This is a genomic window from Vibrio sp. 10N.286.52.C3 (assembly GCF_041468865.1).
Taxonomy (GTDB): Bacteria; Pseudomonadota; Gammaproteobacteria; order Enterobacterales; family Vibrionaceae; genus Vibrio; species Vibrio crassostreae_C.
In genome coordinates, this window is the sequence record NZ_JBFRJM010000022.1 from 20,707 (window position 1) to 43,161 (window position 22,455).

The 22,455-nt window shown below is 45.3% G+C and carries 27 protein-coding genes and 1 riboswitch; of the genes, 14 read left to right on the forward strand and 13 right to left on the reverse strand.

The window, feature by feature from the left end; all coding sequences use genetic code 11:
- Nucleotides 1-5: 5 nt before the first annotated feature.
- The 6 genes from ibaG to mlaF are packed head-to-tail and all read right to left on the reverse strand — an operon-like array spanning nt 6 to nt 3,333.
- Nucleotides 6-260: a BolA family iron metabolism protein IbaG gene (gene ibaG / locus AB4138_RS09365; RefSeq protein WP_017058924.1), complete on the reverse strand. Its 255-nt coding sequence runs from the start codon at nt 258-260 to the stop codon at nt 6-8.
- Nucleotides 261-273: 13 nt separating this feature from the next.
- Nucleotides 274-582: a lipid asymmetry maintenance protein MlaB gene (locus tag AB4138_RS09370; RefSeq protein WP_017058923.1), complete on the reverse strand. Its 309-nt coding sequence runs from the start codon at nt 580-582 to the stop codon at nt 274-276.
- Nucleotides 582-1,211 carry a phospholipid-binding protein MlaC gene (locus AB4138_RS09375; protein WP_120459707.1) on the reverse strand — a complete coding sequence of 210 codons (630 nt, stop codon included), beginning with the start codon at nt 1,209-1,211 and terminating at the stop codon, nt 582-584. Before AB4138_RS09375 ends, AB4138_RS09370 begins: the two co-directional genes overlap by 1 nt.
- A gap of 52 nt (nt 1,212-1,263) precedes the next feature.
- On the reverse strand, nt 1,264-1,755 hold the full coding sequence (gene mlaD / locus AB4138_RS09380) for an outer membrane lipid asymmetry maintenance protein MlaD (RefSeq protein ID WP_017058921.1): 492 nt from the start codon (nt 1,753-1,755) through the stop codon (nt 1,264-1,266).
- Nucleotides 1,756-1,757: 2 nt separating this feature from the next.
- Nucleotides 1,758-2,537 (reverse strand): lipid asymmetry maintenance ABC transporter permease subunit MlaE, encoded by a 780-nt coding sequence (gene mlaE / locus AB4138_RS09385; RefSeq protein WP_017058920.1) that lies wholly within the window; start codon nt 2,535-2,537, stop codon nt 1,758-1,760.
- 1 nt (nt 2,538) lies between these two features.
- The gene (gene mlaF, locus AB4138_RS09390; RefSeq protein ID WP_372305778.1) at nt 2,539-3,333 is read right to left on the reverse strand and encodes a phospholipid ABC transporter ATP-binding protein MlaF; all 795 of its coding nucleotides are present in this window, start codon (nt 3,331-3,333) and stop codon (nt 2,539-2,541) included.
- Between the two features lie 264 nt (nt 3,334-3,597).
- Between mlaF and AB4138_RS09395 the strand changes: the two genes are divergently transcribed.
- From AB4138_RS09395 to mgtE, 12 genes are all read left to right on the forward strand, one after another.
- Nucleotides 3,598-4,563, forward strand: coding sequence for a calcium/sodium antiporter (locus tag AB4138_RS09395; protein ID WP_017063737.1), 966 nt, complete (start codon nt 3,598-3,600; stop codon nt 4,561-4,563).
- A 34-nt stretch (nt 4,564-4,597) separates the two neighbouring features.
- Entirely contained in the window at nt 4,598-5,569 is a 972-nt protein-coding gene (kdsD, locus tag AB4138_RS09400; protein WP_017058917.1) for an arabinose-5-phosphate isomerase KdsD, read from the forward strand.
- Nucleotides 5,569-6,126, forward strand: coding sequence for a 3-deoxy-manno-octulosonate-8-phosphatase KdsC (gene kdsC / locus AB4138_RS09405; RefSeq protein WP_017058916.1), 558 nt, complete (start codon nt 5,569-5,571; stop codon nt 6,124-6,126). The genes kdsD and kdsC overlap by 1 nt, the downstream gene beginning before the upstream one ends.
- Nucleotides 6,123-6,686, forward strand: a complete 564-nt coding sequence (gene lptC, locus AB4138_RS09410; protein ID WP_004735306.1) for an LPS export ABC transporter periplasmic protein LptC — start codon at nt 6,123-6,125, stop codon at nt 6,684-6,686. The genes kdsC and lptC overlap by 4 nt, the downstream gene beginning before the upstream one ends.
- Complete coding sequence (lptA, locus tag AB4138_RS09415) at nt 6,667-7,161, forward strand: lipopolysaccharide transport periplasmic protein LptA (protein ID WP_017058914.1); 495 nt, start codon at nt 6,667-6,669, stop codon at nt 7,159-7,161. Before lptC ends, lptA begins: the two co-directional genes overlap by 20 nt.
- A gap of 2 nt (nt 7,162-7,163) precedes the next feature.
- A complete protein-coding gene (gene lptB, locus AB4138_RS09420) occupies nt 7,164-7,889 on the forward strand; it encodes an LPS export ABC transporter ATP-binding protein (protein WP_004735304.1) in 726 nt (241 codons plus the stop codon).
- A gap of 54 nt (nt 7,890-7,943) precedes the next feature.
- Complete coding sequence (locus AB4138_RS09425) at nt 7,944-9,404, forward strand: RNA polymerase factor sigma-54 (protein WP_017058913.1); 1,461 nt, start codon at nt 7,944-7,946, stop codon at nt 9,402-9,404.
- Between the two features lie 62 nt (nt 9,405-9,466).
- A complete protein-coding gene (hpf, locus tag AB4138_RS09430; protein WP_009847742.1) occupies nt 9,467-9,754 on the forward strand; it encodes a ribosome hibernation promoting factor in 288 nt (95 codons plus the stop codon).
- A 1-nt stretch (nt 9,755) separates the two neighbouring features.
- Nucleotides 9,756-10,217 carry a PTS IIA-like nitrogen regulatory protein PtsN gene (gene ptsN, locus AB4138_RS09435; protein WP_004738707.1) on the forward strand — a complete coding sequence of 154 codons (462 nt, stop codon included), beginning with the start codon at nt 9,756-9,758 and terminating at the stop codon, nt 10,215-10,217.
- 1 nt (nt 10,218) lies between these two features.
- Complete coding sequence (rapZ, locus tag AB4138_RS09440; RefSeq protein WP_017063735.1) at nt 10,219-11,088, forward strand: RNase adapter RapZ; 870 nt, start codon at nt 10,219-10,221, stop codon at nt 11,086-11,088.
- A 2-nt stretch (nt 11,089-11,090) separates the two neighbouring features.
- On the forward strand, nt 11,091-11,366 hold the full coding sequence (locus AB4138_RS09445) for an HPr family phosphocarrier protein (protein WP_017066670.1): 276 nt from the start codon (nt 11,091-11,093) through the stop codon (nt 11,364-11,366).
- 148 nt (nt 11,367-11,514) lie between these two features.
- The gene (gene mgtE, locus AB4138_RS09450; RefSeq protein ID WP_017058911.1) at nt 11,515-12,870 is read left to right on the forward strand and encodes a magnesium transporter; all 1,356 of its coding nucleotides are present in this window, start codon (nt 11,515-11,517) and stop codon (nt 12,868-12,870) included.
- Between the two features lie 96 nt (nt 12,871-12,966).
- Here the strand turns inward: mgtE and pmbA are convergent, their stop codons facing one another.
- The gene (gene pmbA, locus AB4138_RS09455) at nt 12,967-14,310 is read right to left on the reverse strand and encodes a metalloprotease PmbA (protein ID WP_017058910.1); all 1,344 of its coding nucleotides are present in this window, start codon (nt 14,308-14,310) and stop codon (nt 12,967-12,969) included.
- 118 nt (nt 14,311-14,428) lie between these two features.
- Here pmbA and yjgA point away from each other — a divergent pair, with 118 nt between their 5' ends.
- Nucleotides 14,429-14,953, forward strand: coding sequence for a ribosome biogenesis factor YjgA (yjgA, locus tag AB4138_RS09460; RefSeq protein ID WP_017063733.1), 525 nt, complete (start codon nt 14,429-14,431; stop codon nt 14,951-14,953).
- Between the two features lie 125 nt (nt 14,954-15,078).
- Here the strand turns inward: yjgA and thiQ are convergent, their stop codons facing one another.
- The 5 genes from thiQ to mpl all read right to left on the reverse strand — a co-directional run bounded on the left by thiQ (nt 15,079) and on the right by mpl (nt 20,718).
- The gene (gene thiQ / locus AB4138_RS09465) at nt 15,079-15,783 is read right to left on the reverse strand and encodes a thiamine ABC transporter ATP-binding protein (RefSeq protein WP_372305781.1); all 705 of its coding nucleotides are present in this window, start codon (nt 15,781-15,783) and stop codon (nt 15,079-15,081) included.
- Nucleotides 15,783-17,396 carry a thiamine/thiamine pyrophosphate ABC transporter permease ThiP gene (gene thiP, locus AB4138_RS09470; RefSeq protein ID WP_017058907.1) on the reverse strand — a complete coding sequence of 538 codons (1,614 nt, stop codon included), beginning with the start codon at nt 17,394-17,396 and terminating at the stop codon, nt 15,783-15,785. Before thiP ends, thiQ begins: the two co-directional genes overlap by 1 nt.
- Nucleotides 17,397-17,488: 92 nt before the next feature.
- A complete protein-coding gene (gene thiB / locus AB4138_RS09475) occupies nt 17,489-18,481 on the reverse strand; it encodes a thiamine ABC transporter substrate binding subunit (RefSeq protein WP_372305783.1) in 993 nt (330 codons plus the stop codon).
- Between the two features lie 53 nt (nt 18,482-18,534).
- A riboswitch (TPP riboswitch) is annotated at nt 18,535-18,654 on the reverse strand.
- Between the two features lie 43 nt (nt 18,655-18,697).
- The gene (locus tag AB4138_RS09480) at nt 18,698-19,321 is read right to left on the reverse strand and encodes a flavin prenyltransferase UbiX (protein WP_016787846.1); all 624 of its coding nucleotides are present in this window, start codon (nt 19,319-19,321) and stop codon (nt 18,698-18,700) included.
- 38 nt (nt 19,322-19,359) lie between these two features.
- Nucleotides 19,360-20,718 carry a UDP-N-acetylmuramate:L-alanyl-gamma-D-glutamyl-meso-diaminopimelate ligase gene (gene mpl / locus AB4138_RS09485; protein ID WP_372305786.1) on the reverse strand — a complete coding sequence of 453 codons (1,359 nt, stop codon included), beginning with the start codon at nt 20,716-20,718 and terminating at the stop codon, nt 19,360-19,362.
- Between the two features lie 271 nt (nt 20,719-20,989).
- Between mpl and fbp the strand changes: the two genes are divergently transcribed.
- A complete protein-coding gene (fbp, locus tag AB4138_RS09490; protein ID WP_017063728.1) occupies nt 20,990-22,000 on the forward strand; it encodes a class 1 fructose-bisphosphatase in 1,011 nt (336 codons plus the stop codon).
- An 87-nt stretch (nt 22,001-22,087) separates the two neighbouring features.
- Here fbp and AB4138_RS09495 read toward each other — a convergent pair whose 3' ends face one another.
- Entirely contained in the window at nt 22,088-22,444 is a 357-nt protein-coding gene (locus AB4138_RS09495) for a gamma-glutamylcyclotransferase (RefSeq protein WP_017069403.1), read from the reverse strand.
- Between the last annotated feature and the right edge of the window lie 11 nt (nt 22,445-22,455).

Genomic DNA, 22,455 nt, shown 5'->3' on the forward strand with positions numbered 1-22,455 from the left:
AAACCTTAAAGTGACATCAGTTTCTTATCACGTTCCCACTCTTCCGGCGTGAAAGCCTTAATAGAAAGAGCATGGATGTCATTGCGTTGAATGTATTCCATTAGTGGGCCGTAGATTAGTTGCTGCTTCTTAACTCGATTCATGCCGTCAAAACATGGATCAACCGCAACAACTTCGTAATGACTGCCTTCCCCTTTCACGAAAATTTCCTGAAGGTTCAGTGCTTCTGCTAATAATTCTTGTACTTTTGTGCTGTCCACAAATAGCTCCTGCCTAATTTTTTATGTGTTCTGCCATCATTGGCTGGATATTGCTCAATTGGAACAACGTTCGTAATTGTTCTGGCACGAAACTGAGCATTATATGACAGTTTTGATTTTTTGCATGCTCTAATAAGTGAATTAGCATCACCATTCCTGCTGAATCGACTCGATTTATATGGCTAAGGTCAATTTCAACGCTCGATTCCGTCGTTTGCCACTTTTCCAATATACGCCAGATTGCAGGGACACTGTCTCGGTCTAAATCACCGAACAGTTGATACTCTTTAGAGCTTAGTGCTTGCCATTGAGAATGGCTCATTATTTGTTACTCTCAAAACGAATCGGTTGTGCGGCTAATTTCTCTAGTTCGTCTGCAACTTGTAAGATGCCTTCTTGACGAATCTTAGTATTCCACTCCGATTGCTTGCTCGACAACAAGCTAATACCTTCGGCAACCATATCAAATGCTTTCCACTCGCCAGATTTCTTGTCTTTGCGAAGCTTAAATTCAAGCTTAATGTTTGGTCGCGGCGTATCGATGATGTCGACCTTGATACTGGTAATGCGGCTATCCGCTTTGATTTTTGGTTCTGGACCAAATTCAATCGTCTGATCTGTGTATTGAGTCAGCACTTGGGCATAAGAAGAAACAAGGTATTTACGGAATGAATCGATAAACACGCCCACGTCTTTTCTATCCGCGCCTTTCAAGTTTGGTCCAAGTAACTTAAGAGCTGCATATTGTGCATTCACATAAGGCATCAACTCTTCTTCCACGATGACCTTCAATAACTCTGGATCTTGGTGGATGTTGTCTTGTTCACTCTTCAAACGCTCAAATGCCACTTCGGCAACTTGAGTCATCATCTGGTAAGGCTGAGTACGGTCAATCGATTCTGCAGCAAAGGCTTGGGTAGAAATAAGCAACGCCATTGCCGCCATAAACATTGATTTCAAGTAACCAATAGCTTTTAAATAACTAATAGTTTTCAACATTATCTTATTCCTTAGCTTCGCTGTCATTAGAACCACCAACGCTATACAGCACTTGGCCAATCAAATCTTCTAGTACCAATGCTGACTTAGTGTCTTCAATTGAATCACCATCGACCAACATCTCTTCATCATCAAAAATGAAGCCTGGAACCAGACTAATGTACTGCTCACCAATTAAGCCAGATGTTAAAATTTGAGCACTAGAGGTATCTGGAAATTGTGAGTACTTCCCGTCAATAGACAGTTCAACGACAGGAAGGTAGCTCTCGGTATCAAGCTCAATGCTTTTAACTCGTCCAACAACGACGCCACCCACTTTCACTGGAGAACGAACTTTTAGGCTGCCAATGTTGTCAAAGGTCGCTTTTAGATTGTAAGTATGGTTCGAACCTATGCCTTTTACGTCAGCGACTTGAAAGATCATGATTAAGATTGCGCAAATTCCGGCAATAACAAAGGTGCCGACCCATAATTCTAATTTTCGAGTTTGTTGCATGATTAATTCCCAAACATCAATGCGGTAAGAACAAAATCTAGCCCTAGTACCGCTAGAGAAGAGTGCACTACAGTGCGTGTGGTTGCCTGACTGATACCTTCTGAAGTCGGTACTGCGTCATAACCATTGAAAAGTGCGATCCAAGTTACGGTGATAGCGAAGACCATACATTTGATCATGCTGTTACCAATATCTCGGCCAAGTTCTACTGAAGACTGCATCGCAGACCAGAAACTGCCGTGATCAATGCCTTTCCAATCAACACCAACCAGTTGACCGCCCCAAATACCTACCGCCATAAAAATCATAGCAAGCAATGGCATTGAGATAAGCCCGGCCCAAAGACGTGGTGCAATAATGCGTTTAAGAGGGTCAACGGCCATCATCTCAAGGCTTGAGATCTGCTCTGTTGCCTTCATTAACCCAATCTCTGCCGTGAGTGCTGAACCGGCTCGACCTGCAAATAATAACGCAGTCACCACAGGCCCCAACTCACGTAACAGTGAAAGCGCGACCATTTGACCAAGGTTTCCCTCAGCGCCGTAGTCAATTAACACGACATAGCCCTGCAGGCTGAGCACCATGCCGATAAACAGACCCGAAACTAAAATAATAGCCAATGACTGAACGCCAACGCTATAAAGTTGTTTTACTAATAAGGGGAAGTTTTTTAGTCGCGGGATGCCAAACAAAGCCCCAAATAACATCAGGCTTGCTCGACCAAATGACTCACAGCTCGCAAGTGTACGCTTACCGACACCCGCAATAGTTTTAACAATCATATTAAAACAAATCCTTTTCTAAGCTCTTCGCAGGGAATCTAAATGGTACTGGACCATCGGCTTCGCCTTGCAAAAATTGCTGCACTCTCGGATCGCTATTGTTGTACAACTCATCAGGTGTTCCAGCGGCAATAATCTTGCTATCTGCCATGAGGTAAACCCAATCAGCAATACTCATCACCTCTGGCACATCGTGAGAAACAACAATCGAGGTTAAGCCCAAGGCTTGATTGAGATTTCGTATCAATTCAACCAATACGCCCATGGTGATGGGATCTTGGCCAACAAACGGCTCATCGTACATGATAAGTTCTGGATCCAGTGCGATTGCGCGCGCCAGTGCGGCACGCCTAGCCATTCCGCCAGACAACTCACTCGGCATCAATTGCGCAGCACCACGTAATCCTACCGCTTCAAGCTTAAGTAATACGATGGTACGAATGAAATTTTCATTAAGTTCAGTATGCTCTCGCAGCGGAAACGCCACATTATCAAAGACATTGAGATCCGTAAAAAGCGCACCCGATTGAAATAGCATGCTCATTTTCTTACGTGCTTGATACAGCTTTCGACGTGATAATGCAGGGACATTGTCGCCATCAAACCAAATTTCGCCTTCATCTGGCGGCAGTTGCCCACCAATCAAACGCAGTAAAGTCGTTTTGCCAATCCCAGACGGCCCCATGATTGCGGTTATCTTGCCTTGAGGCACCTCTAAACTGATGTCATCAAAGATAACGCGCTCACCACGTGAGAAGCTGAGGTTCTTAACTTTCACAAGCTCAGTGTTCAACATATTTTTGTTGTTTCCTTGCTTTAAAAAACGCCAATTATGGCTGCAATAATAATGAGTCTACTTTAGAATTAAAAGCACTGTTCAATTAATTCATATTAAACAGAAATCTATGCATGGATTTGAAAGCATTAGGAAATTATCTATTGAGCTCTCTTTCTTGCCTGCTAACTGGTAATTAATTTGCCGAGTGACTTCCCTTTTATCTAGCAACAGGTCAAAATTAGCGGTTAATTCTCCGTTTTTATTAATTTTTTAGGAATCATCATGCTTGAAGCGATTGCGTTTCTTATTATCGGTCTAGGTTTTTTGGTGTGGAGTGCAGATAAGCTGGTTTACGGTGCCGCTGCTCTTGCTCGCAACTTCGGTATTTCACCACTAGTTATCGGTATGACGATCTTAGCAATGGGGTCTTCGGCTCCTGAAATGATGGTTTCTGCGACAGCAGCCCTTGATGGCAAAACAGATACAGCTGTAGGCAACGTACTGGGCTCTAACATCGCCAACATCGCGCTGATTTTAGGTATTACAGCCCTTATCAAGCCGTTATCGATTAGCTCAGGCGTGATTCGTCGTGAACTACCATTAATGATCGGTGTCACTCTGCTAGCGGGCGCCCTATTGTGGGATAACCATTTAGGCTTCTATGAAGGCGTGTTGTTGTTTGTTCTTTTTGCCGCGTTTTTGTTTGCTATGTTGCAAATCAGCCGCAGCGAGAAAAAGAACGGCGATGCTTTCCTTGATGAGCAAGAATCAGAGATCCCTGAAGGCGTAAGTAACCCTAAGGCTGCAATGTGGGTCGTGATTGGTCTAATCGTCCTACCTTTAGCTGCTGATATGCTGGTAGATAACGCTGTGATCATCGCGAAGTTCTTCGGCATGAGCGACCTTGTCATTGGTTTAACCATCATTGCTGTTGGTACTAGCCTTCCTGAACTTGCAGCATCACTAGCCGGCGTTATGAAGGGTGAAGATGATATGGCTGTAGGTAATATCATTGGTTCAAACGTATTCAACATCCTTGCTGTTATGGGTATCCCGGGCATCCTAAACCCTTCGATCTTGAGCGAGTTCGCTATGGGTCGTGACTTCTGGGTAATGCTAGGCGTATCGCTACTACTTGTTGTGATGGCACTAGGAAAATCTCGTAGTGTGAATCGTATTGAAGGCGGCGTGTTAATTGTCACGTTCGTGGCCTACCAAAGTTACCTATTAATGAACATGTCGGCTTAATTGTTGATTTAACTTCCCGTACTTGGAGTATTTGATGTCTCAGCCATTTGATTACCGCAGCGTTGCAAAACAAGTTTTGGAAACCGAAGTTGCAGGTCTCACTCAATTAGACCAATATTTTAATGATGATTTTTGTAAAGCTTGCGACCTTATCCTGAACAACAAAGGCAAAGTCGTTGTGATGGGCATGGGTAAATCAGGCCACATTGGCAACAAAATCGCAGCAACATTGGCAAGTACCGGGACATCGGCTTTCTTTGTTCACCCAGGCGAAGCGGCGCATGGCGACTTAGGCATGATCGAACCTGGTGATATTGTGATTGCAATATCCAACTCCGGCGAATCGGGAGAAATCCTCAGCCTATTTCCTGTGTTAAAGCGTCTGAGCATCAAGATCATCAGCATGACAGGCAAGCCAGCATCAAACATGGCAACCCTGTCTGATATCCATTTACAAATTTCAGTACCGGAAGAAGCTTGTCCGCTGGGCTTAGCACCAACAACAAGCACCACGGCGACTTTGGTCATGGGTGATGCATTAGCCGTTGCACTTTTGCAGGCTCGAGGCTTCACCGCTCAAGACTTTGCCCTGTCTCATCCTGGTGGCGCTTTAGGTCGTCAGCTGCTGTTGAAGCTCGACGACATCATGCACACAGGCGATTCACTTCCTGTTGTAGCACCCGACGCACTAGTAAGAGACGCTCTACTAGAGATATCTCAGAAAGGCTTAGGCATGACAGCAATCGTTGGTGAAGATGGCCAAATGGCCGGTATTTTTACCGATGGTGATTTACGCCGTATCTTAGACAAACGCGTTGATATCCATAACACGCAGATCGGTGATGTGATGACGCTAAACCCGACGGTAGCCGAGCCAAACATGCTCGCGGTTGAGGGCTTAAACTTGATGCAAGCGAAGAGCATCAATGGCCTGATGTTATGCCAAGAAGGTAAATTAGTCGGAGCGTTAAACATGCATGACTTACTGAAAGCAGGAGTAATGTAATGACACAGACAGTCGAAACTCTATACGGCACTGTTAATTCAGATGTATTTGCAATTGCAAAAGAGATCAAACTGCTGATTTGCGATGTCGATGGTGTCTTCTCTGATGGTCGCATCTACATGGGCAACAACGGTGAAGAGCTGAAAACCTTCCACACTCGTGACGGTTACGGTATCAAATCACTGATGAACGCAGGCATTGAAATCGCGATCATCACGGGTCGCAAATCTCAAATTGTTGAGAATCGTATGACCGCTCTAGGCATTAAGCTGATTTATCAAGGTCAAGACGATAAAGTTAAGGCATACCAAGATATTTGCGATAAGCTTTCTGTAAACCCTGAAAATACAGGTTACATCGGAGACGATCTGATTGACTGGCCTGTAATGGAAAAAGTTGGCTTGAAGGTCTGTGTGGCAGATGGGCACCCGCTACTTGCAAAGCGTGCAAACTACGTGACAACCATTAACGGTGGTCATGGCGCGGTACGTGAAGTCTGTGACCTTATTTTACAAGCAAGAAATGAACTCGACGTGCATAAAGGTTTAAGCATATGAGTTTTACTCGTATTATCTATTTAATACTCATATTTATTGCCTCTTGGTCGACCTATTACTTGTACGACAAAGAGCAAACATCAACGATACAAGTGGCTCCAAATTTGGAGCTGCCCGCGTTTAGTGGCAAAAGCCTGAACAACATTAGCTACGACGAAAGCGGTATTCGCAGCTATCAGGTTGAATCGACGTATTTAGAACACTACTCAGTAGTTGGCGATACGCACTTTCAAAACCCAGTTCTTTCGGTATTCCGTGAAGGGCACACGATTGAATGGCAAGTCACCGCTGATCGCGCGATTATGGATGAGAATCAAGTTGTCACGTTTTATGACAACGTCGTAGCAAAGAACCTGTTGCCAGAAGCCAGCTTCGATACAATGACCACAGATAAAATGGTTGTTGAGCTGCCTAGCCGAGATTTTTATTCAGAGACTCCGGTCCATATGATCGGTACATTTTTTGAAACTGAGGGACAAGCAATGAAAGGTAACTTCGGTACCAACAATGCAACCCTCTTTAATTCTGTTCAAGGTAGATATGAAACTCTTACACCTTAGTTTATTCGCTTTGACCCTTGCGGCACCTAATGTCTATGCTCTGTCTTCGGATAGTGAGCAACCTGTCTACATTGACTCAGACAGCCAGCAATTGGATATGAAAAGTAACCAAGTGACTTTCCTTGGTGATGTGAACCTTAAACAAGGCAGCATCAATATCAATGCCGATAAGGTTATTGTTACTCGTAACGCCGTAAACGGTGAGATTGAAGAAATTCAAGGCTTCGGTAAGCCAGCAACCTTCTCTCAGCTTACTGACGACGGTAAGACACTCTACGGTGAAGCTGACGACCTGCACTACCAGCTTGTTGCCGACCGACTGATCATGACTAAGAATGCGATGTTATCTCAAGATGGCAGCATCATTCGCGGTTCTAAGATCACTTACCAGATCGGTTCTCAGAAATTAGTCGCTGACAGTGGTGAAAACAAACGAGTGTCAACGGTTTTACAACCAACGGAAGTGAATAAGTAACGATGGCTGTTCTTAAAGCAAAAAACCTAGCGAAAACCTACAGTAAACGTAAGGTTGTTACCGATGTAAGCTTACAGGTAGAGTCAGGCCAGATCGTCGGTCTGCTTGGGCCTAACGGTGCAGGTAAAACCACATCTTTCTATATGATTGTTGGTTTGGTGGCGCGTGATGAAGGTACCATCAGCATTGATGACCGAGACATCAGTATCTTACCAATGCACAGCCGCTCTCGTCTTGGTATCGGTTACCTGCCTCAAGAAGCATCGATTTTCCGTAAGTTGTCCGTAGAGAACAACATCATGGCGGTTTTACAAACCCGTGATGAAATGACCAACGAACAACGCCAAGATAAGCTGGAAGACCTGCTAGAAGAGTTCCACATCCAACATATCCGCACCAGCAATGGTATGGCTCTGTCGGGTGGTGAGCGTCGTCGTGTAGAGATTGCTCGTGCACTAGCAGCAAACCCGCAGTTCATTCTATTGGATGAACCATTCGCCGGTGTTGACCCGATCTCAGTAATCGATATCAAAAAAATCATTGTTCACCTGCGTGATCGCGGCTTGGGCGTTTTGATTACCGACCACAACGTTCGTGAAACATTAGACGTGTGTGAAAAAGCTTACATCGTAAGCCAAGGACACCTGATCGCTGAGGGTACTCCTGAAGATGTTCTCAATAACGAACAAGTTAAACAAGTTTATCTAGGCGAACAATTCCGTCTATGATTATATAGAGAGTATCGAGAGTTCTAAGAATAATAACTAGGTAAGTCACACTGAATGAAACCCTCATTACAACTTAAGCTAGGCCAACAGTTAGCAATGACTCCTCAATTGCAGCAAGCGATTCGTTTGTTGCAATTGTCTACTTTAGATTTGCAGCAAGAGATTCAAGAAGCACTTGAATCTAACCCACTACTCGATGTCGAAGAAGGCAATGAAGATACGCCAACATCGGAAGAAAAACCTAGCAGTGACGAAAAAGAAACTGTTGAAGCCACAGAGCAAGACTTACCTGATAGCTCAGACTTAATCGAAAAATCAGAGATTGGCAACGAACTAGAAATCGACACAACTTGGGAAGACGTCTACAGCGCGAACACCGGTAACACGGGTATTGCGATTGATGACGACATGCCGGTTTATCAAGGCGAAACCACTCAAAGCCTGCACGATTACCTACTTTGGCAACTCGACTTAACGCCATTCACTGACACCGACCGAAGCATCGCTTTTGCATTAATCGATGCCATCGACGACTACGGTTACCTCACTGTAACTTGTGAAGACATCCTTGAAAACTTCGACAATGAAGAGATCGAGCTTGATGAAATTGAAGCGGTACGTAAACGAATTCAGCAGTTTGATCCGCTAGGTGTCGGTTCAGTCAACCTGCAAGATTGCTTGTTACTGCAACTGGCAACCTTTCCCCAAGATACGCCTTGGCTTAACGAAGCTAAGTTAGTACTTACTAGCCATATCGACCAACTCGGCAATCGCGATTACAAACTGGTTATCAAAGAGACCAAGTTGAAAGAAGCAGAACTACGTGAAGTTTTGCAACTGATTCAACAGCTGGACCCTCGTCCTGGCAGTAAGATTACTCCGGATGAAACTGAGTATGTGGTTCCAGATGTATCTGTCTTCAAAGACCTTGGCAAATGGTTAGTGACCATTAACCCTGATAGCGTGCCTAAGTTGAAAGTGAATCAGCAGTACGCTGATCTGGGCAGTAAAGGCAACAGCGCCGACAATCAATACATCCGCTCAAATTTGCAAGAAGCAAAGTGGTTAATTAAAAGCCTAGAGAGCCGAAATGAGACGCTACTCAAAGTTGCGCGATGCATTGTTGAACATCAGCGTGATTTCTTCGAACATGGCGAAGAAGCGATGAAGCCAATGGTTCTTAATGATGTTGCGTTAGCTGTTGATATGCACGAATCCACGATCTCTCGTGTGACGACTCAAAAATTCATGCATACGCCACGTGGCATCTTCGAGCTCAAATACTTTTTCTCAAGCCATGTCAGCACTGACAATGGCGGTGAATGTTCATCTACAGCAATTCGCGCACTCATCAAGAAGCTTGTCGCAGCGGAAAATACCGCGAAGCCTCTAAGTGATAGTAAGATTGCTGCTTTACTGGCTGACCAAGGAATTCAGGTAGCTAGACGTACCATAGCGAAATACCGTGAGTCTCTGGGCATTGCCCCATCGAGTCAGCGTAAACGCCTGCTATAAGCTCATTTAGTCGCTAGTTACTTAGCAACTATGATCAGGCAACCAACTGAAAAGGAAAGTCTATGCAAATCAATATTCAAGGCCATCACGTTGATCTTACCGATTCAATGCAAGACTATGTTCACACCAAATTCGACAAACTTGAGCGCTTCTTTGATCATATCAATAGCGTTCAGGTTGTTTTAAAAGTTGAGAAAATCAATCAAATCGCAGAAGCTACCCTGCATATAAATCAGGGGGAAATCCATGCGACAGCAACAGATGAAAGCATGTATGCCGCGATTGATTCATTGGTTGATAAACTCGTCCGCCAACTCAACAAGCACAAAGAAAAGCTAAGTAGTCACTAACATGCAATTAAGCGAAGTACTTTCATTGGACTGCACCAAAAGTGCAGTCCAATGCACAAGCAAAAAAAGAGCCCTTGAGCTCATCAGCCAGATAGCAGCTGAGAGCTGCGGTCAAGATTCAACAGAGCTATTTGAGTGTATGTTGAGCCGTGAGAAGATGGGCAGTACCGGTATTGGTAATGGTATCGCGATTCCCCATGCTCGTATGAATGTCAGTGATAAAGCGATAGCTGTATTACTGCAATGCCAAGATCCTATCGAATTTGATGCGATTGATAATCGTCCTGTCGACCTACTATTTGCCCTGCTTGTTCCTAGCGAACAATGCAAAGAGCATCTAAAAACCCTTTCTTGTATGGCAGAACGACTAAACGACAAGCAGACTCTTAAACAGCTGCGTAATGCTCAGAGCGATCAAGAGCTTTACGACATCATGATTCAAGTGCCAACTTGCGAGCAATAACATGCGATTAATCGTGGTTAGTGGCCAATCAGGGGCCGGTAAAAGTGTTGCGTTACGAGTCCTAGAAGACTTGGGGTATTACTGTGTCGATAATCTACCAGTAAACCTGCTCAACAACTTTGTCGAATCGGTACGCGAAAGCAACCAAAACGTTGCGGTAAGTATTGATATACGTAACCTACCGAAAGAGCCTCAGTTAGTCACCGACACGCTCGAGCAACTCGAGTCAGCTACAAACATCGATGTTGATGTATTGTTCCTCGATGCCAGCAAGCAGACACTCCTTAAGCGCTACAGCGAAACCCGCAGAATCCACCCTTTATCAATTGGCCAAGAAAAGCTCTCTCTTGAGCAAGCGATTGATTTAGAGAAGACACTTCTGACACCTCTCGCAGAGCACGCCAGCATTGTGATCGACAGCAGTGACTGCAACCTCTACGAATTGAGTGAAAAGGTTCGATTTAAAGTTGAAGGCAAAGAGAAGCAAGAGCTGATCATCGTCTTTCAATCTTTCGGTTTTAAGTATGGCTTGCCAAGTGATGCCGACTACGTGTTTGATGTTCGCTTTTTGCCGAACCCTCACTGGGAACCTGCACTACGACCACTAACCGGGCTAGATGCACCAATTCACTCCTTTCTAGAAGAACATTCAGAAGTTCTGGAACTCAAGCAACAGATCCAAGGCTTTGTTGAACAGTGGTTACCAATGTTAGAGAAGAACAATCGCAGTTACCTAACGGTCGCGATTGGCTGTACTGGCGGCAAACACCGCTCGGTTTATCTAACCCAGAAAATTGGTGAGTACTTTGAGCAACTTGGCCATCAAGTTCAAATCAGACACGCCTCCCTAGAGAAGCACCAACAGGGCTAACCATGGAATTAACTCGAACTGTACTGATCCAAAATCGCTTGGGTCTTCACGCTAGAGCAGCCGTAAAGTTGGTTGAGCTTGCACAAAGCTTTGATGCAACCATCACTATCCATAGCGAAGAAGATAAAACAGCAACAGCAGACAGCGTAATGGGGTTACTTATGCTGGAATCAGCGCAAGGGCAACATATTACGATTCAAGCTGCAGGTACCGATTCACAGCAAGCACTGGATGCCGTCTGTCATCTCATTGAAGACAAGTTTGATGAGGGTGAGTAGCGAAAACGCTTCACTCACAACGCCTAAGACTCAAACAACGAACCAACCAATATTAAATCTTAGTTCTATCTAAGTTTATGATTTAAATAAGCCCCAGAATTAAGTTACTATTCCAACCATTGTTAGAATAATGAGATAGGAGGAAAATATGGCAGAGCAATTAGAATTCGACCAAGCTCACCAAACCCTCCAAGAAGTCAGCGAAGCCCTAGAAAACGGCCGATTTGTTCACGTACGCCGACAACTTCAGGACATGGAGCCTGAAGATATTGCACACCTTTTAGAAGCCTCCCCTCGCAAAAGTCGTGACGTACTCTGGCAACTCACCGATCCTGAAGACTACGGTGAAATTCTTGATGAACTAAACGAAGACGTCAAAGATGCTCTTGTGTCGAAAATGGCACCTGAGACCTTGGCAGAAGCAACCGAAGGTATGGAAACCGATGACGTCGCGTACGTACTTCGAAGCCTACCCGACGATGTTTCTCGCGAAGTCCTTTCTCAAATGGACTCCGTCGATCGTGCATTAGTTGAAACTGCCCTGTCGTACCCTGAAGATTCAGCGGGTGCGATCATGAACACCGACGTAATCACGATTCGTGGTGATGTCGATGTTGACGTTGTATTGCGCTACATGCGTATGCGTGGCGAACTGCCGGATGCAACTGATGCTCTGTATGTTATTGATGAAGAAGAACGTCTTATCGGTAACCTATCACTTACCACGCTAGTAACGACTCAACCTGATGTCCCTGTTTCAGAAGTGATGGATGATGCCGACGAAGCGATCGCGGTAGAAACCAGTGCGTCAGATATCGCGAGCCTGTTTGAACGTCGTAACTGGGTTTCTGCGCCTGTCATCGATAGTAACCAGCACCTTGTTGGTCGTATCACCATCGATGACGTGGTTGATGTTATCCGTGAAGATGCCGAACACTCAATGATGAGTATGGCGGGTATGGACGATGACGAAGATACCTTCGCACCGGTCGTAAAATCTGCTCGTCGTCGTAGTGTGTGGCTTGGTGCTAACGTACTCGCAGCACTGGCGGCAGCATCTGTATCAAACATGTTTGAAGCAACGCTCGATCAAATGGCAGCGATTGCGGTTCTGATGACTATCGTGCCTTCGATGGGGGGGGTTGCGGGTAACCAAACCGTTGCTCTGGTGATTCGTGGTTTGGCACTCGGTCATATCGGTGACAGTAACAAACGCGAACTGCTACTCAAAGAGGCAGCCATCGGCTTCCTAAACGGCGTTCTATGGGCCGTTATCATTGGTGGTATCGTGGTGGCTTGGAAAGGTAACTGGATACTGGGAGGCATCATCTCAGCGGCGATGATGACCAACTTGATTGTCGCAGGTATTGCTGGTGTAACTATCCCAGTGATGTTGAAGAAGATGAATATCGATCCAGCCCTTGCTGGCGGTATGGCACTGACCACAGTAACCGATGTTATTGGCCTATCGGTGTTCCTAGGCTTAGCGACCATACTGATCTAGTTAGCATAAGCAGTTAGCCAATTTTTGGCGAAATACAGAAAACAAAAAGGGAGCCACGGCTCCCTTTTTTAATTCATCAGATTCGCTTTAATTGAATTACTCACCCGCGACTTTCATCGACTCAAGCAGGATAGAACCCGTTTGAATTTGCGAACGTGTTTCTACGTCGTTACCCACAGCAACAATCTGAGTAAACATGTCTTTTAGGTTACCTGCGATTGTTACTTCTGATACTGGGTATTGGATCTCTCCGTTTTCAACCCAGAAACCTGCAGCGCCACGTGAATAATCACCCGTTACGGTGTTTACGCCTTGGCCCATCACTTCAGTGACTAGGAAGCCAGTACCCAACTCTTTTAGCATCTGCTCAAAGTTTTGACCGGTCGATTTAACGAACCAGTTATGAATACCACCAGCATGACCGGTTGGCGTCATATCCATCTTACGTGCGGCATAGCTCGTTAGTAGGTAAGTTGCTAGCACACCGTCAGTGATGATTTCACGATCTTGAGTGAACACACCTTCGCTATCGAATGGGCTTGAAGCCAAACCACGCAAGATATGTGGTCGCTCAGAAATGTTAAACCAGTCAGGTAGGATTTTCTGACCGAGATGATCCAATAGGAATGACGACTTGCGGTAAAGGTTACCGCCACTGATCGCCATAACAAGGTGACCAATCAAGCCAGTTGCCACATCATTAGCGAACATAATTGGGTACTGGCCTGTTGGTAGCTTTTTCGCATCCAAACGGCTAATGGTCTTTTCTGCAGCTTCTTGACCTACACGCTCAGGCGTCCACAGCTCGTCACGGTGACGTGCAACGGTGTAGCTGTAGTCACGCTCCATCTCACCGTTAGCGCCTTGTCCAATTACACAGCAGCTCGTGCTATGACGACTAGAAGCATAGCTTGCTAGTAAGCCATGGCTGTTACCATAAACCTTAACGCCATAGTGGCTGTCGTAGCTTGCGCCATCACTCTGTTTGATCTTATCGCTATAAGCTAACGCTTGCTTCTCAGCAGCAATCGCAATCTCAGCGGCATAGTCAGGGTTTGGTTCATCAGGGTGAAAAAGATCCAAATCTGGAATTTCTTTTACCATGTATTCTTTTGCCGCAGGACCGGCAAATGGGTCTTCAGAAGTGTACTGAGCGATATCAAGTGCGGCCGCGACGGTTTGAGCAATCGCCTTTTCACTCAGATCAGATGTAGATGCGCTGCCTTTTTTCTGGCCGCGATAAACAGTAATACCTAGCGCACCATCACTATTAAATTCAACGTTTTCCACTTCACACATACGTGTTGAAACACTTAAACCCGTTGACTTAGTAATAGCGACCTCAGCTGCGTCTGCACTCACTGATGCCATATCCAACGCTTTAGCTACTGCGGCTTCTAGCTCAACTCTTTGCTGGGCGACTTGCTGTTTTACATCCATATCTATTCTAATTTTTTAGGTCAATATTACGTAGGATAACAAGAATTTCGCTTTCTCCCCAAGATTCTTGCTAAAATAGGCAATATATTCGTTTGAGATAGTGACATAGGCAGAAAAGATGGCTCGCAAAAACCAAAAAGCCCCATGGGAACCAGAAGAAGAAATCATCTGGGTAAGTAAGACAGAAATGAAAACCGACATGGAAGCGCTACAAAAACTGGGGGAAGAACTTGTTTCCCTGAAGCCTTCTGTATTAGACAAGTTTCCTCTGTCTGAAGATTTGGCACAAGCGATTAAAGATGCACAACGCTTTAAAAATGAAGCGAAGCGCCGTCAACTTCAATACATTGGTAAAGTAATGCGCAATGTTGATCCTGAGCCAATTCAAGCGGCTTTGGATAAAGTACGTAACAAGCACTCGCAAGCAACCGCTGAACTGCACAAGCTTGAGCAACTGCGTGATCGCGTTGTTGCTGAAGGCGATGCGGCTATTTCAGAAGTAATGGAAATGTACCCTGAAGCAGACCGTCAGCGTCTTCGTCAGCTAGCTCGCCAAGCTAACAAAGAGAAATCAGCGAACAAGCCTGCAAAGTCTTCTCGTGAGATCTTCCAAATCTTAAAAGAGCTAAAGCTAGAAGACTAATCGTTATCTCGCTTTACTCATAGAGTGAATAAAAGACCTAGCACATGCTAGGTCTTTTTGTTTTTGACGCACTCGATATCAAGAAGCACTCAATATCAATAAATACTCACAGGAGTGATGAGTCGTCACTCACCCGCTTTAACAAATGAGCTTAATTCTGTCTGTGGATGATCCGCCGTCAGTGCCTCTATCGAGTCTTCAACCAACACCTTACCTAGCGCCACAAACACAAACTTATTCGCGATACTGCGTGCGTCACCTAAATGGTGAGTCACCATCAAGACCGTAATATTTCGCTCTGCCGCTAATCGCTTCACTAAGCTAAGCATCTCTTCACGCAGCAAAGGGTCAAGCGCAGAGAAAGGTTCATCAAGCAGCCAAATATCATGAGGTTGGACAAAACAACGCGCTAACGCGACACGCTGGCGTTGACCACCGGATAAGTGCTCAGGCAATCTATCCAAATACTCTGCAACACCTACTTGTGCGGCTGCTTGCTCAACTTTGAGCTTTTGGGTTGCCGTAAGCTTTAATCCCGGGTGCAGACCTAAACCAATATTTTCACGTACCGTGAGATGGGCAAACAGGTTGTGCTCTTGAAACAACATCGCCAACGGGCGTTGGTGTGCCTCTTTACCAATAAGCGACTGCCCAACTACTGAGATCTCACCCGATGTAGGCTCGATAAACCCCGCAACTAGCGCCAACAGTGTAGATTTACCCGCACCACTCGGCCCCATAAGCGCAACAATATCGCCCTGCTCAGCTTGAAAATCAAAGCTAAACAACTCTCTGTGATAGTGGTAATCCACATCTTTCATCACTAACATCATCGGTTCCTTAATTCTTTAGCATCGAGCTTAGATCTTCGAGTAAATAAGAATTCTATTAAGCTAAAACTGCCGACACTCAGTAACAGTAAGCTCACAGAAACTACCGCCGCCGCTTCCATTTGATAGCTGCCTAACAATTGGAATAGATACAAAGGCAGAGTTCTAAAATCTTGGCTACCAAACAAAGCAATCGCGCTTAAGTCACCCATCGCCAACATAAAGCTAATCGAGAAGGCTTGCGCCATCGGCTTACGCAATGCTCGCCACTCCACTAACCTAAAACGCGTGAAACCTGTCATACCCAAGCTTGCACACACATACTGGTACTGCTGAGACAAATGCAGCATAGGTTGAGCTAGGGTTTTAATTACGTAAGGCAGCGCCATTAAGCTGTTGACGGCAATCACGATAAAGAAAGCTAAACTGAATACATCGGTGAATGAACGCAGTAATAAGAAGATACCCGTACTGATCACCAGCCCCGGAGTCACCAAGATAATAGTGCCAATCAGCTCGATTTTATCGGCTCGAAAATTCTTGTTCTGTAAACGCCATGCTCGGCTAGTCAGCAGTATGGCGATACCAATACCAACCGCGATAACACTTGCTAATGACGCGACTTTAACCGAGGTCATTAACGCCGCCCAAAACGGCTCGCTGCTGAGTACAGTTAATGCCTGCGAGTTAATTCCACTGACGATAACCATAGCTAATGGCGGCAATACCAGCATTGAAACTATGATGATCCAAAAGCTATCCCAAGCTTTTGACCACCAGCTGTCCTTAACCAAATATTTCTCTTCAGACAACTGACTGGCCGTCACTGAAATAGGTTTCGATAGCCGTTGAATGCTCACCGCTAGCACACCACACAGCAGCATTTGCCATATCGCGAGCAAGGCACCAGCTTGAAGGTCAAAGTCGAATTTAATCGCCTGATAAATAGCGAGCTCGATAGTGGTTGATTTGGGTCCACCGCCTAGCGCCATCACGGTAGCAAAGCTGGTAAAACACAACATGAAGACTAAGCCACATACATGAGGTAATTGCTGTCTTAAGCGAGGCCATTCAACCCATCTGAATTTGTTCCAATGACTCATACCCAAGTGAGCACAAAGCTTGTGTTGCTCGGCAGGCACCGTATCTAACGCTTGCAGAAGTAAGCGACTGGCATAAGGCAAGTTGAAGAAAACGTGCGCCAGCAAAATACCATTCAATCCGTATATGGAAAATGGCAATTCAATATCGAAGTTCGCCAAAAACTTAGCTAACCAACCACTATTGCCATAGATCGCAAGTAAGCCAAATACACCCACTAACACTGGCAGGACTAAGGTCGACGCGAACAGCCTTAACAACAAAGCGCGTCCAAAAAATTGTCTACGACACAGCGCATGAGCAATAGGTATAGCAAAGCCAACACTCAGCACCGTTGAGAGTGTCGCCTGATAAAAACTGAATTTCGTTACATGCCAATAGTAGGGATCGGACCATACTTGGCTGATATCAAGAGAAGGGGCATTGCTAAGCAATGCCCCAACTGCTGAAACCACGAAGGCGGTAATGAGTATCGCTACCCAAATCCCAACCTTAGGTGTTTTCTTTATCATAGATTGATTTTTTACCGTAAATGGTTCGCTCAGTTAACATCGAACAAACCTTTAAATACAGAAAGTTAGAAAGCTAATTTTTTAAAAGCAAATTAAAAAGTAAGTGCACTCTGCCATTCACGAATCCATGGCTTACGCTTAGCTGCAATTTCTTCGGGCGTAAAGCTTAGCGCTTTCTGAGGAACCGTAAGTTGCTCGAACCCTTTTGGAAGCTCAATATCGGTCACTGGGTACATCCAGTTGCCTGTTGGCATCGCCGATTGGAATTCATCACTTAGGATAAACGCCATAAACTCATCAGCAAGCTTTTCGTTCTTGCTGCCTTTAACCTTAGCGGCCACTTCCACTTGAGTGTAATGCCCTTCTTCGAAGCTTGCTGCTGCATACTTAGAATCGCTTTCAGCAATAATGTGGTAAGCCGGAGACGTTGTATAAGACAACACTAAATCCGACTCGCCTTCTAGGAACATAGAGTAAGCTTCAGACCAGCCTTTGGTTACAGTCACTGTTTTCTGAGCAAGCTTCTTCCATGCTGCTGTCGCTTCATCACCGTATACTGATTTCATCCAAAGCATCATGCCTTGGCCTGGTGTTGATGTACGTGGATCTTGGTAGATGACCTTAAGATCATCACGCTGATCAACCAGTTCTTTCAAGCTCTTCGGCGGGTTTTCCAGTTTCTCTTTATTGTAAACAAAAGCAAAGTAGCCAAAGTCATAGGGTACAAAAGTGCTGTCGTTCCAACCATTAGGAAGCGTTACCGATGACGTATCAACATTATGCTCAGCCAATAAGCCCGTCGCTTTCGCTTCAGCCATCAGGTTGTTGTCGAGACCTAGCAAGATATCGGCTTTGCTGTTGCCGCCCTCAAGACGTAAACGGTTCAGAATAGACACGCCATCTTCTAGAGCGACAAAATTCACATCACAACCACACTTCTCTTCGAATGCTTTTTCAACGGCAGGACGAGGGCCCCAATCCGCAGCAAAAGAGTCATAGGTGTATATAGTCAAAGTGTTGTCTGCAGCAAAGGCAGAAAAAGAAATAGCTGTAGTAACAGCAAGGGTAGTTAATGTGAATTTCACTGGACGCTCTCCATGGTCTGAGCGGCACAGGTTTGAGGGAGGAGAACGGTAGAGGTTGTTCCTAACTCAATTCCTACGCCAGCATTATCTGGTTCAGGTTTACGGGTCCCAAGCACCTGCTTGATCTCAGCTCGCATTCATTATTTGAATGGTTCGCTCCCCGATGAGTGTTCAGAATTGTAATTTGATTTTTAACAATAAGCTATCAAGTTTGGATCAATTACGTTGATCGTAACCCCAACGTGGCACTAAACCTTGTTCGATACCAAGGTGATCTAGAATACGCGCCACCATAAAGTCGACCAGATCTTCAATTGACTTGGGTTGATGATAAAAACCCGGAGCTGCAGGCATGATCGTTACGCCCATGGTCGAAAGTTTGTGCATGTTCTCGAGATGAAGCGTTGAGAATGGCGTTTCACGAACCACCAATAACAGCTGGCCTCGCTCTTTCATCACCACATCTGCCGCGCGCTCAATCAGGTTATCCGATAACCCATGAGCAATGGATGCCAAACTGCCCGCAGAACATGGGCAGACCACCATCTGCTTCGGCGCTGCAGAACCTGATGCAACTGGAGAGAACCAGTCATCTTTGCCGCATACCACCAGCTTTTCTGGATCGCAGCCCAAGTGCTTAACCAAGGCTTGCTTTGCCGCATCTGGCCCAGCAGGTAACTTAAGCTCATGCTCAGTAGCCAACACCACTCGCGCTGCCGATGAAATCAGCAAGTAGACCTGATAATCGGCTGCCAAAAGGCATTCAAGCAAACGCAGGCCATAAGGCGCACCGGATGCGCCAGTGAAAGCAAGAGTTATCGCTTTATCGTGTTTTGTCATGTTCTCAATTACTTCAAATTATAAGGTCGTGGATGCAGTTAGCCTTTGAGTGCCAATCCATCCAACAGTTTTTGGTGAATGCCACCAAAGCCACCATTACTCATTACCAAGATTTGGTCGCCCGCTTGTGCCTCTGAGACAATTTTAGCAACGAATGCATCCATGTCATCACTCACGTGTGCCGGTTGGTGACAAGCGTCTGCAACATCTTGAACTGACCAATCAATGTTATCCGGTTGGAATAAGTAGGTAGAATCCGCCTGCTTCAACGAATCAGCCAAGGTTTCTTTATGCACACCACGTTTCATGGTGGCGGAACGAGGCTCTAAAACGGCAATGATTTTTTTCGAGTCGACCTTATTACGTAAGCCGCCGAGCGTAAGTTCAATCGCCGTTGGGTGATGAGCAAAATCATCATAAACAGACACACCTGCCACCTCGCCTTTAAGCTCCAAACGGCGCTTAGTATTAATAAAGGTAGCTAGTGATTCACAAGCAAGGTCAGGTGTCACGCCCACATGACGTGCAGCTGCAATCGCCATCAAAGCATTATTTACGTTGTGGTCGCCCACTAAATCCCAATTTACGGTTCCAACACATTCATTTTGGAAGTAAACCTCAAATTGAGAGCCATCTTTGACCAGTTTCTTGGCATCCCAGTCGCCTTGCTCGCCACTCGATTCAGTTTCACTCCAGCAACCGCGAGCTAGAACATCTTCAATAGCGCTGTCTTGCTTAGGTGAGAAAATGCGACCATTGCTTGGCACAGTACGCACCAAATGATGAAATTGTCGCTTAATCGCTTCAAGATCGTCAAAGATGTCCGCATGATCGAACTCTAGGTTATTCATCACTAAGGTTCTTGGGTGGTAATGAACGAACTTAGATCGTTTATCGAAAAAAGCACTGTCGTATTCGTCGGCTTCTACCACGAAGAACATGCTTTCACCAAGGCGAGCAGAGATACCAAAGTTACCCAACACTCCGCCAACTAAGAAGCCCGGTGCATAGCCACAGTCTTCCAAGATCCAAGCCAACATACTGGAAGTTGTGGTTTTACCGTGAGTACCGGACACCGCAAGAACCCAGCGGTCATGCAATAAGAACTCTTGCAGCCATTGTGGACCAGAGGTGTATCTAAGGTTGTTATCCAAGACATACTCAACACACGGATTACCACGGCTCATCGCATTACCGATAACCACCAGGTCAGGCCTAGGCTCTAGTTGGCTTGGGTCGAACCCTTCAATAATTTCAATCCCTTGCGACTCTAACAAGGTGCTCATTGGTGGGTAAACATTCGCGTCACTACCCGTAACCTTGTGACCTAATTGACGAGCCAATACCGCAGCACCACCCATGAAGGTGCCACAAATTCCTAAGATATGAATATGCATAAATTGCTTCCAAAACGCTTGGCTAAATTAACAGTGCCTAATTAAAACGGCTTGTACTCATTATCATTAAATGACGCTTAAAAGCGAGCAGCAATGCAAAACAAATTGAGTCGACATAGTAAGTGAGATCTGTGTCGCTTAGTTCATTACCATTAAAAAGATCTAACCTTTAGAATTTAGGTAAGCGTCTAGATGAATAAAGCCCACTCAAGAGGCCGAATCTACAGTGCTCAAATCCCCCCTAATATTGAGAGAAGTTTAAGGAAATAACATGTCTGAGATGCGCACCCTTGGTGAGTTCATTGTTGAGAAACAGAGTGACTTCCCCCATGCAAGCGGTGATCTATCATCCCTTTTGTCGTCTATTCGACTTGCTGCAAAAATTGTTAACCGTGAGATCAACAAGGCTGGCCTAGTCGACATCACTGGCGCTGTTGGTACAGACAACGTGCAAGGTGAAGAGCAGCAAAAGCTAGACCTTTACGCGAACGACAAATTTAAAGCGGCTCTAGAAGCCCGTGACCAAGTTTGTGGTGTTGCAAGTGAAGAAGAAGACGAAGCTGTCGCCTTCAATAAAGAGCTCAACAAAAACGCAAAATACGTTGTACTGATGGATCCACTAGATGGCTCATCAAACATCGATGTAAATGTATCGGTTGGTACAATTTTCTCTATCTACCGTCGAGTATCACCGATCGGTACACCACCAACACAAGAAGATTTCTTACAGCCAGGACACAAGCAAGTAGCCGCGGGTTACGTGATTTACGGTTCTTCAACCATGCTTGTATACACAACAGGTGCTGGCGTAAATGGCTTCACCTACGACCCATCACTGGGTACCTTCTGCCTATCTCATGAAAACATGATGATTCCAGACGAAGGTAAGATTTACTCAATCAACGAAGGTAATTACATCCGCTTCCCTACGGGTGTTAAGAAGTACATCAAGTACTGCCAAGAAAATGAGCCAAGCGACAACCGCCCTTACACATCACGTTACATCGGTTCTCTAGTATCAGATTTCCACCGTAACCTTTTGAAAGGCGGCATCTACTTGTACCCAAGCACGCAAAGTCACCCTCAAGGTAAACTGCGTCTGCTTTACGAGTGCAACCCTATTGCTTTCCTTATGGAGCAAGCTGGCGGTATTGCATCAGACGGTGCACAGCGTATCATGGATATCAAACCAACTGAGCTACACCAACGTGTGCCTTTCTTCGTTGGTTCAACAAAAATGGTACGTAAAGTAGAAGAGTTTCTTGAGCTGAACCCTGAGTAACCCTCTCATTTCATTCTCAAACTAACGCTATTAAAAAGCCAGCACCTCAGTGCTGGCTTTTTGTTGTCTCGTAAGGTGATTAACTAGTTAGGAATCATTGTTCCGCTGACACCAGTTACCCGAAAGTATTTCTTTATTAGCTGTTAGATCAAGCTGATACAAATATACCCATGCTAATCCAAATATAGTCTCTATTTGCTCGCGACGATACTCAACAGGAACATCTTCTAGCCGATCGAGCGACTCTAAAATTTCGTCGTTAATGATATAGACCTCACCAGCGACACTTTTCTTTCCCAAAATCATCGCCGGATAGGCACCTAAATCAAAAAGTGCGTATTCCTTAGGTGTATCAAACTGCCCTAATAAATCGCAGCCCTGCAAATAATGGTGATTGGACTGACCTTGCCTCAAGGTTCCATAGACAAAAACAAGATGCTGCATATGCCCTCCCA

What these genes read in the sequence shown, in the direction of transcription:
- AB4138_RS09370 (WP_017058923.1), bottom strand. Translation starts at nt 582, where the DNA reads ATGAGCCATTCTCAATGGCAAGCACTAAGCTCTAAAGAGTATCAACTG.
- AB4138_RS09375 (WP_120459707.1), bottom strand. Translation starts at nt 1,211, where the DNA reads ATGTTTATGGCGGCAATGGCGTTGCTTATTTCTACCCAAGCCTTTGCT.
- mlaD (WP_017058921.1), bottom strand. Translation starts at nt 1,755, where the DNA reads ATGCAACAAACTCGAAAATTAGAATTATGGGTCGGCACCTTTGTTATT.
- mlaE (WP_017058920.1), bottom strand. Translation starts at nt 2,537, where the DNA reads ATGATTGTTAAAACTATTGCGGGTGTCGGTAAGCGTACACTTGCGAGC.
- mlaF (WP_372305778.1), bottom strand. Translation starts at nt 3,333, where the DNA reads ATGTTGAACACTGAGCTTGTGAAAGTTAAGAACCTCAGCTTCTCACGT.
- AB4138_RS09395 (WP_017063737.1), top strand. Translation starts at nt 3,598, where the DNA reads ATGCTTGAAGCGATTGCGTTTCTTATTATCGGTCTAGGTTTTTTGGTG.
- kdsD (WP_017058917.1), top strand. Translation starts at nt 4,598, where the DNA reads ATGTCTCAGCCATTTGATTACCGCAGCGTTGCAAAACAAGTTTTGGAA.
- kdsC (WP_017058916.1), top strand. Translation starts at nt 5,569, where the DNA reads ATGACACAGACAGTCGAAACTCTATACGGCACTGTTAATTCAGATGTA.
- lptC (WP_004735306.1), top strand. Translation starts at nt 6,123, where the DNA reads ATGAGTTTTACTCGTATTATCTATTTAATACTCATATTTATTGCCTCT.
- lptA (WP_017058914.1), top strand. Translation starts at nt 6,667, where the DNA reads ATGAAACTCTTACACCTTAGTTTATTCGCTTTGACCCTTGCGGCACCT.
- lptB (WP_004735304.1), top strand. Translation starts at nt 7,164, where the DNA reads ATGGCTGTTCTTAAAGCAAAAAACCTAGCGAAAACCTACAGTAAACGT.
- AB4138_RS09425 (WP_017058913.1), top strand. Translation starts at nt 7,944, where the DNA reads ATGAAACCCTCATTACAACTTAAGCTAGGCCAACAGTTAGCAATGACT.
- hpf (WP_009847742.1), top strand. Translation starts at nt 9,467, where the DNA reads ATGCAAATCAATATTCAAGGCCATCACGTTGATCTTACCGATTCAATG.
- ptsN (WP_004738707.1), top strand. Translation starts at nt 9,756, where the DNA reads ATGCAATTAAGCGAAGTACTTTCATTGGACTGCACCAAAAGTGCAGTC.
- rapZ (WP_017063735.1), top strand. Translation starts at nt 10,219, where the DNA reads ATGCGATTAATCGTGGTTAGTGGCCAATCAGGGGCCGGTAAAAGTGTT.
- AB4138_RS09445 (WP_017066670.1), top strand. Translation starts at nt 11,091, where the DNA reads ATGGAATTAACTCGAACTGTACTGATCCAAAATCGCTTGGGTCTTCAC.
- mgtE (WP_017058911.1), top strand. Translation starts at nt 11,515, where the DNA reads ATGGCAGAGCAATTAGAATTCGACCAAGCTCACCAAACCCTCCAAGAA.
- pmbA (WP_017058910.1), bottom strand. Translation starts at nt 14,310, where the DNA reads ATGGATGTAAAACAGCAAGTCGCCCAGCAAAGAGTTGAGCTAGAAGCC.
- yjgA (WP_017063733.1), top strand. Translation starts at nt 14,429, where the DNA reads ATGGCTCGCAAAAACCAAAAAGCCCCATGGGAACCAGAAGAAGAAATC.
- thiQ (WP_372305781.1), bottom strand. Translation starts at nt 15,783, where the DNA reads ATGTTAGTGATGAAAGATGTGGATTACCACTATCACAGAGAGTTGTTT.
- thiP (WP_017058907.1), bottom strand. Translation starts at nt 17,396, where the DNA reads ATGATAAAGAAAACACCTAAGGTTGGGATTTGGGTAGCGATACTCATT.
- AB4138_RS09480 (WP_016787846.1), bottom strand. Translation starts at nt 19,321, where the DNA reads ATGACAAAACACGATAAAGCGATAACTCTTGCTTTCACTGGCGCATCC.
- mpl (WP_372305786.1), bottom strand. Translation starts at nt 20,718, where the DNA reads ATGCATATTCATATCTTAGGAATTTGTGGCACCTTCATGGGTGGTGCT.
- fbp (WP_017063728.1), top strand. Translation starts at nt 20,990, where the DNA reads ATGTCTGAGATGCGCACCCTTGGTGAGTTCATTGTTGAGAAACAGAGT.
- AB4138_RS09495 (WP_017069403.1), bottom strand. Translation starts at nt 22,444, where the DNA reads ATGCAGCATCTTGTTTTTGTCTATGGAACCTTGAGGCAAGGTCAGTCC.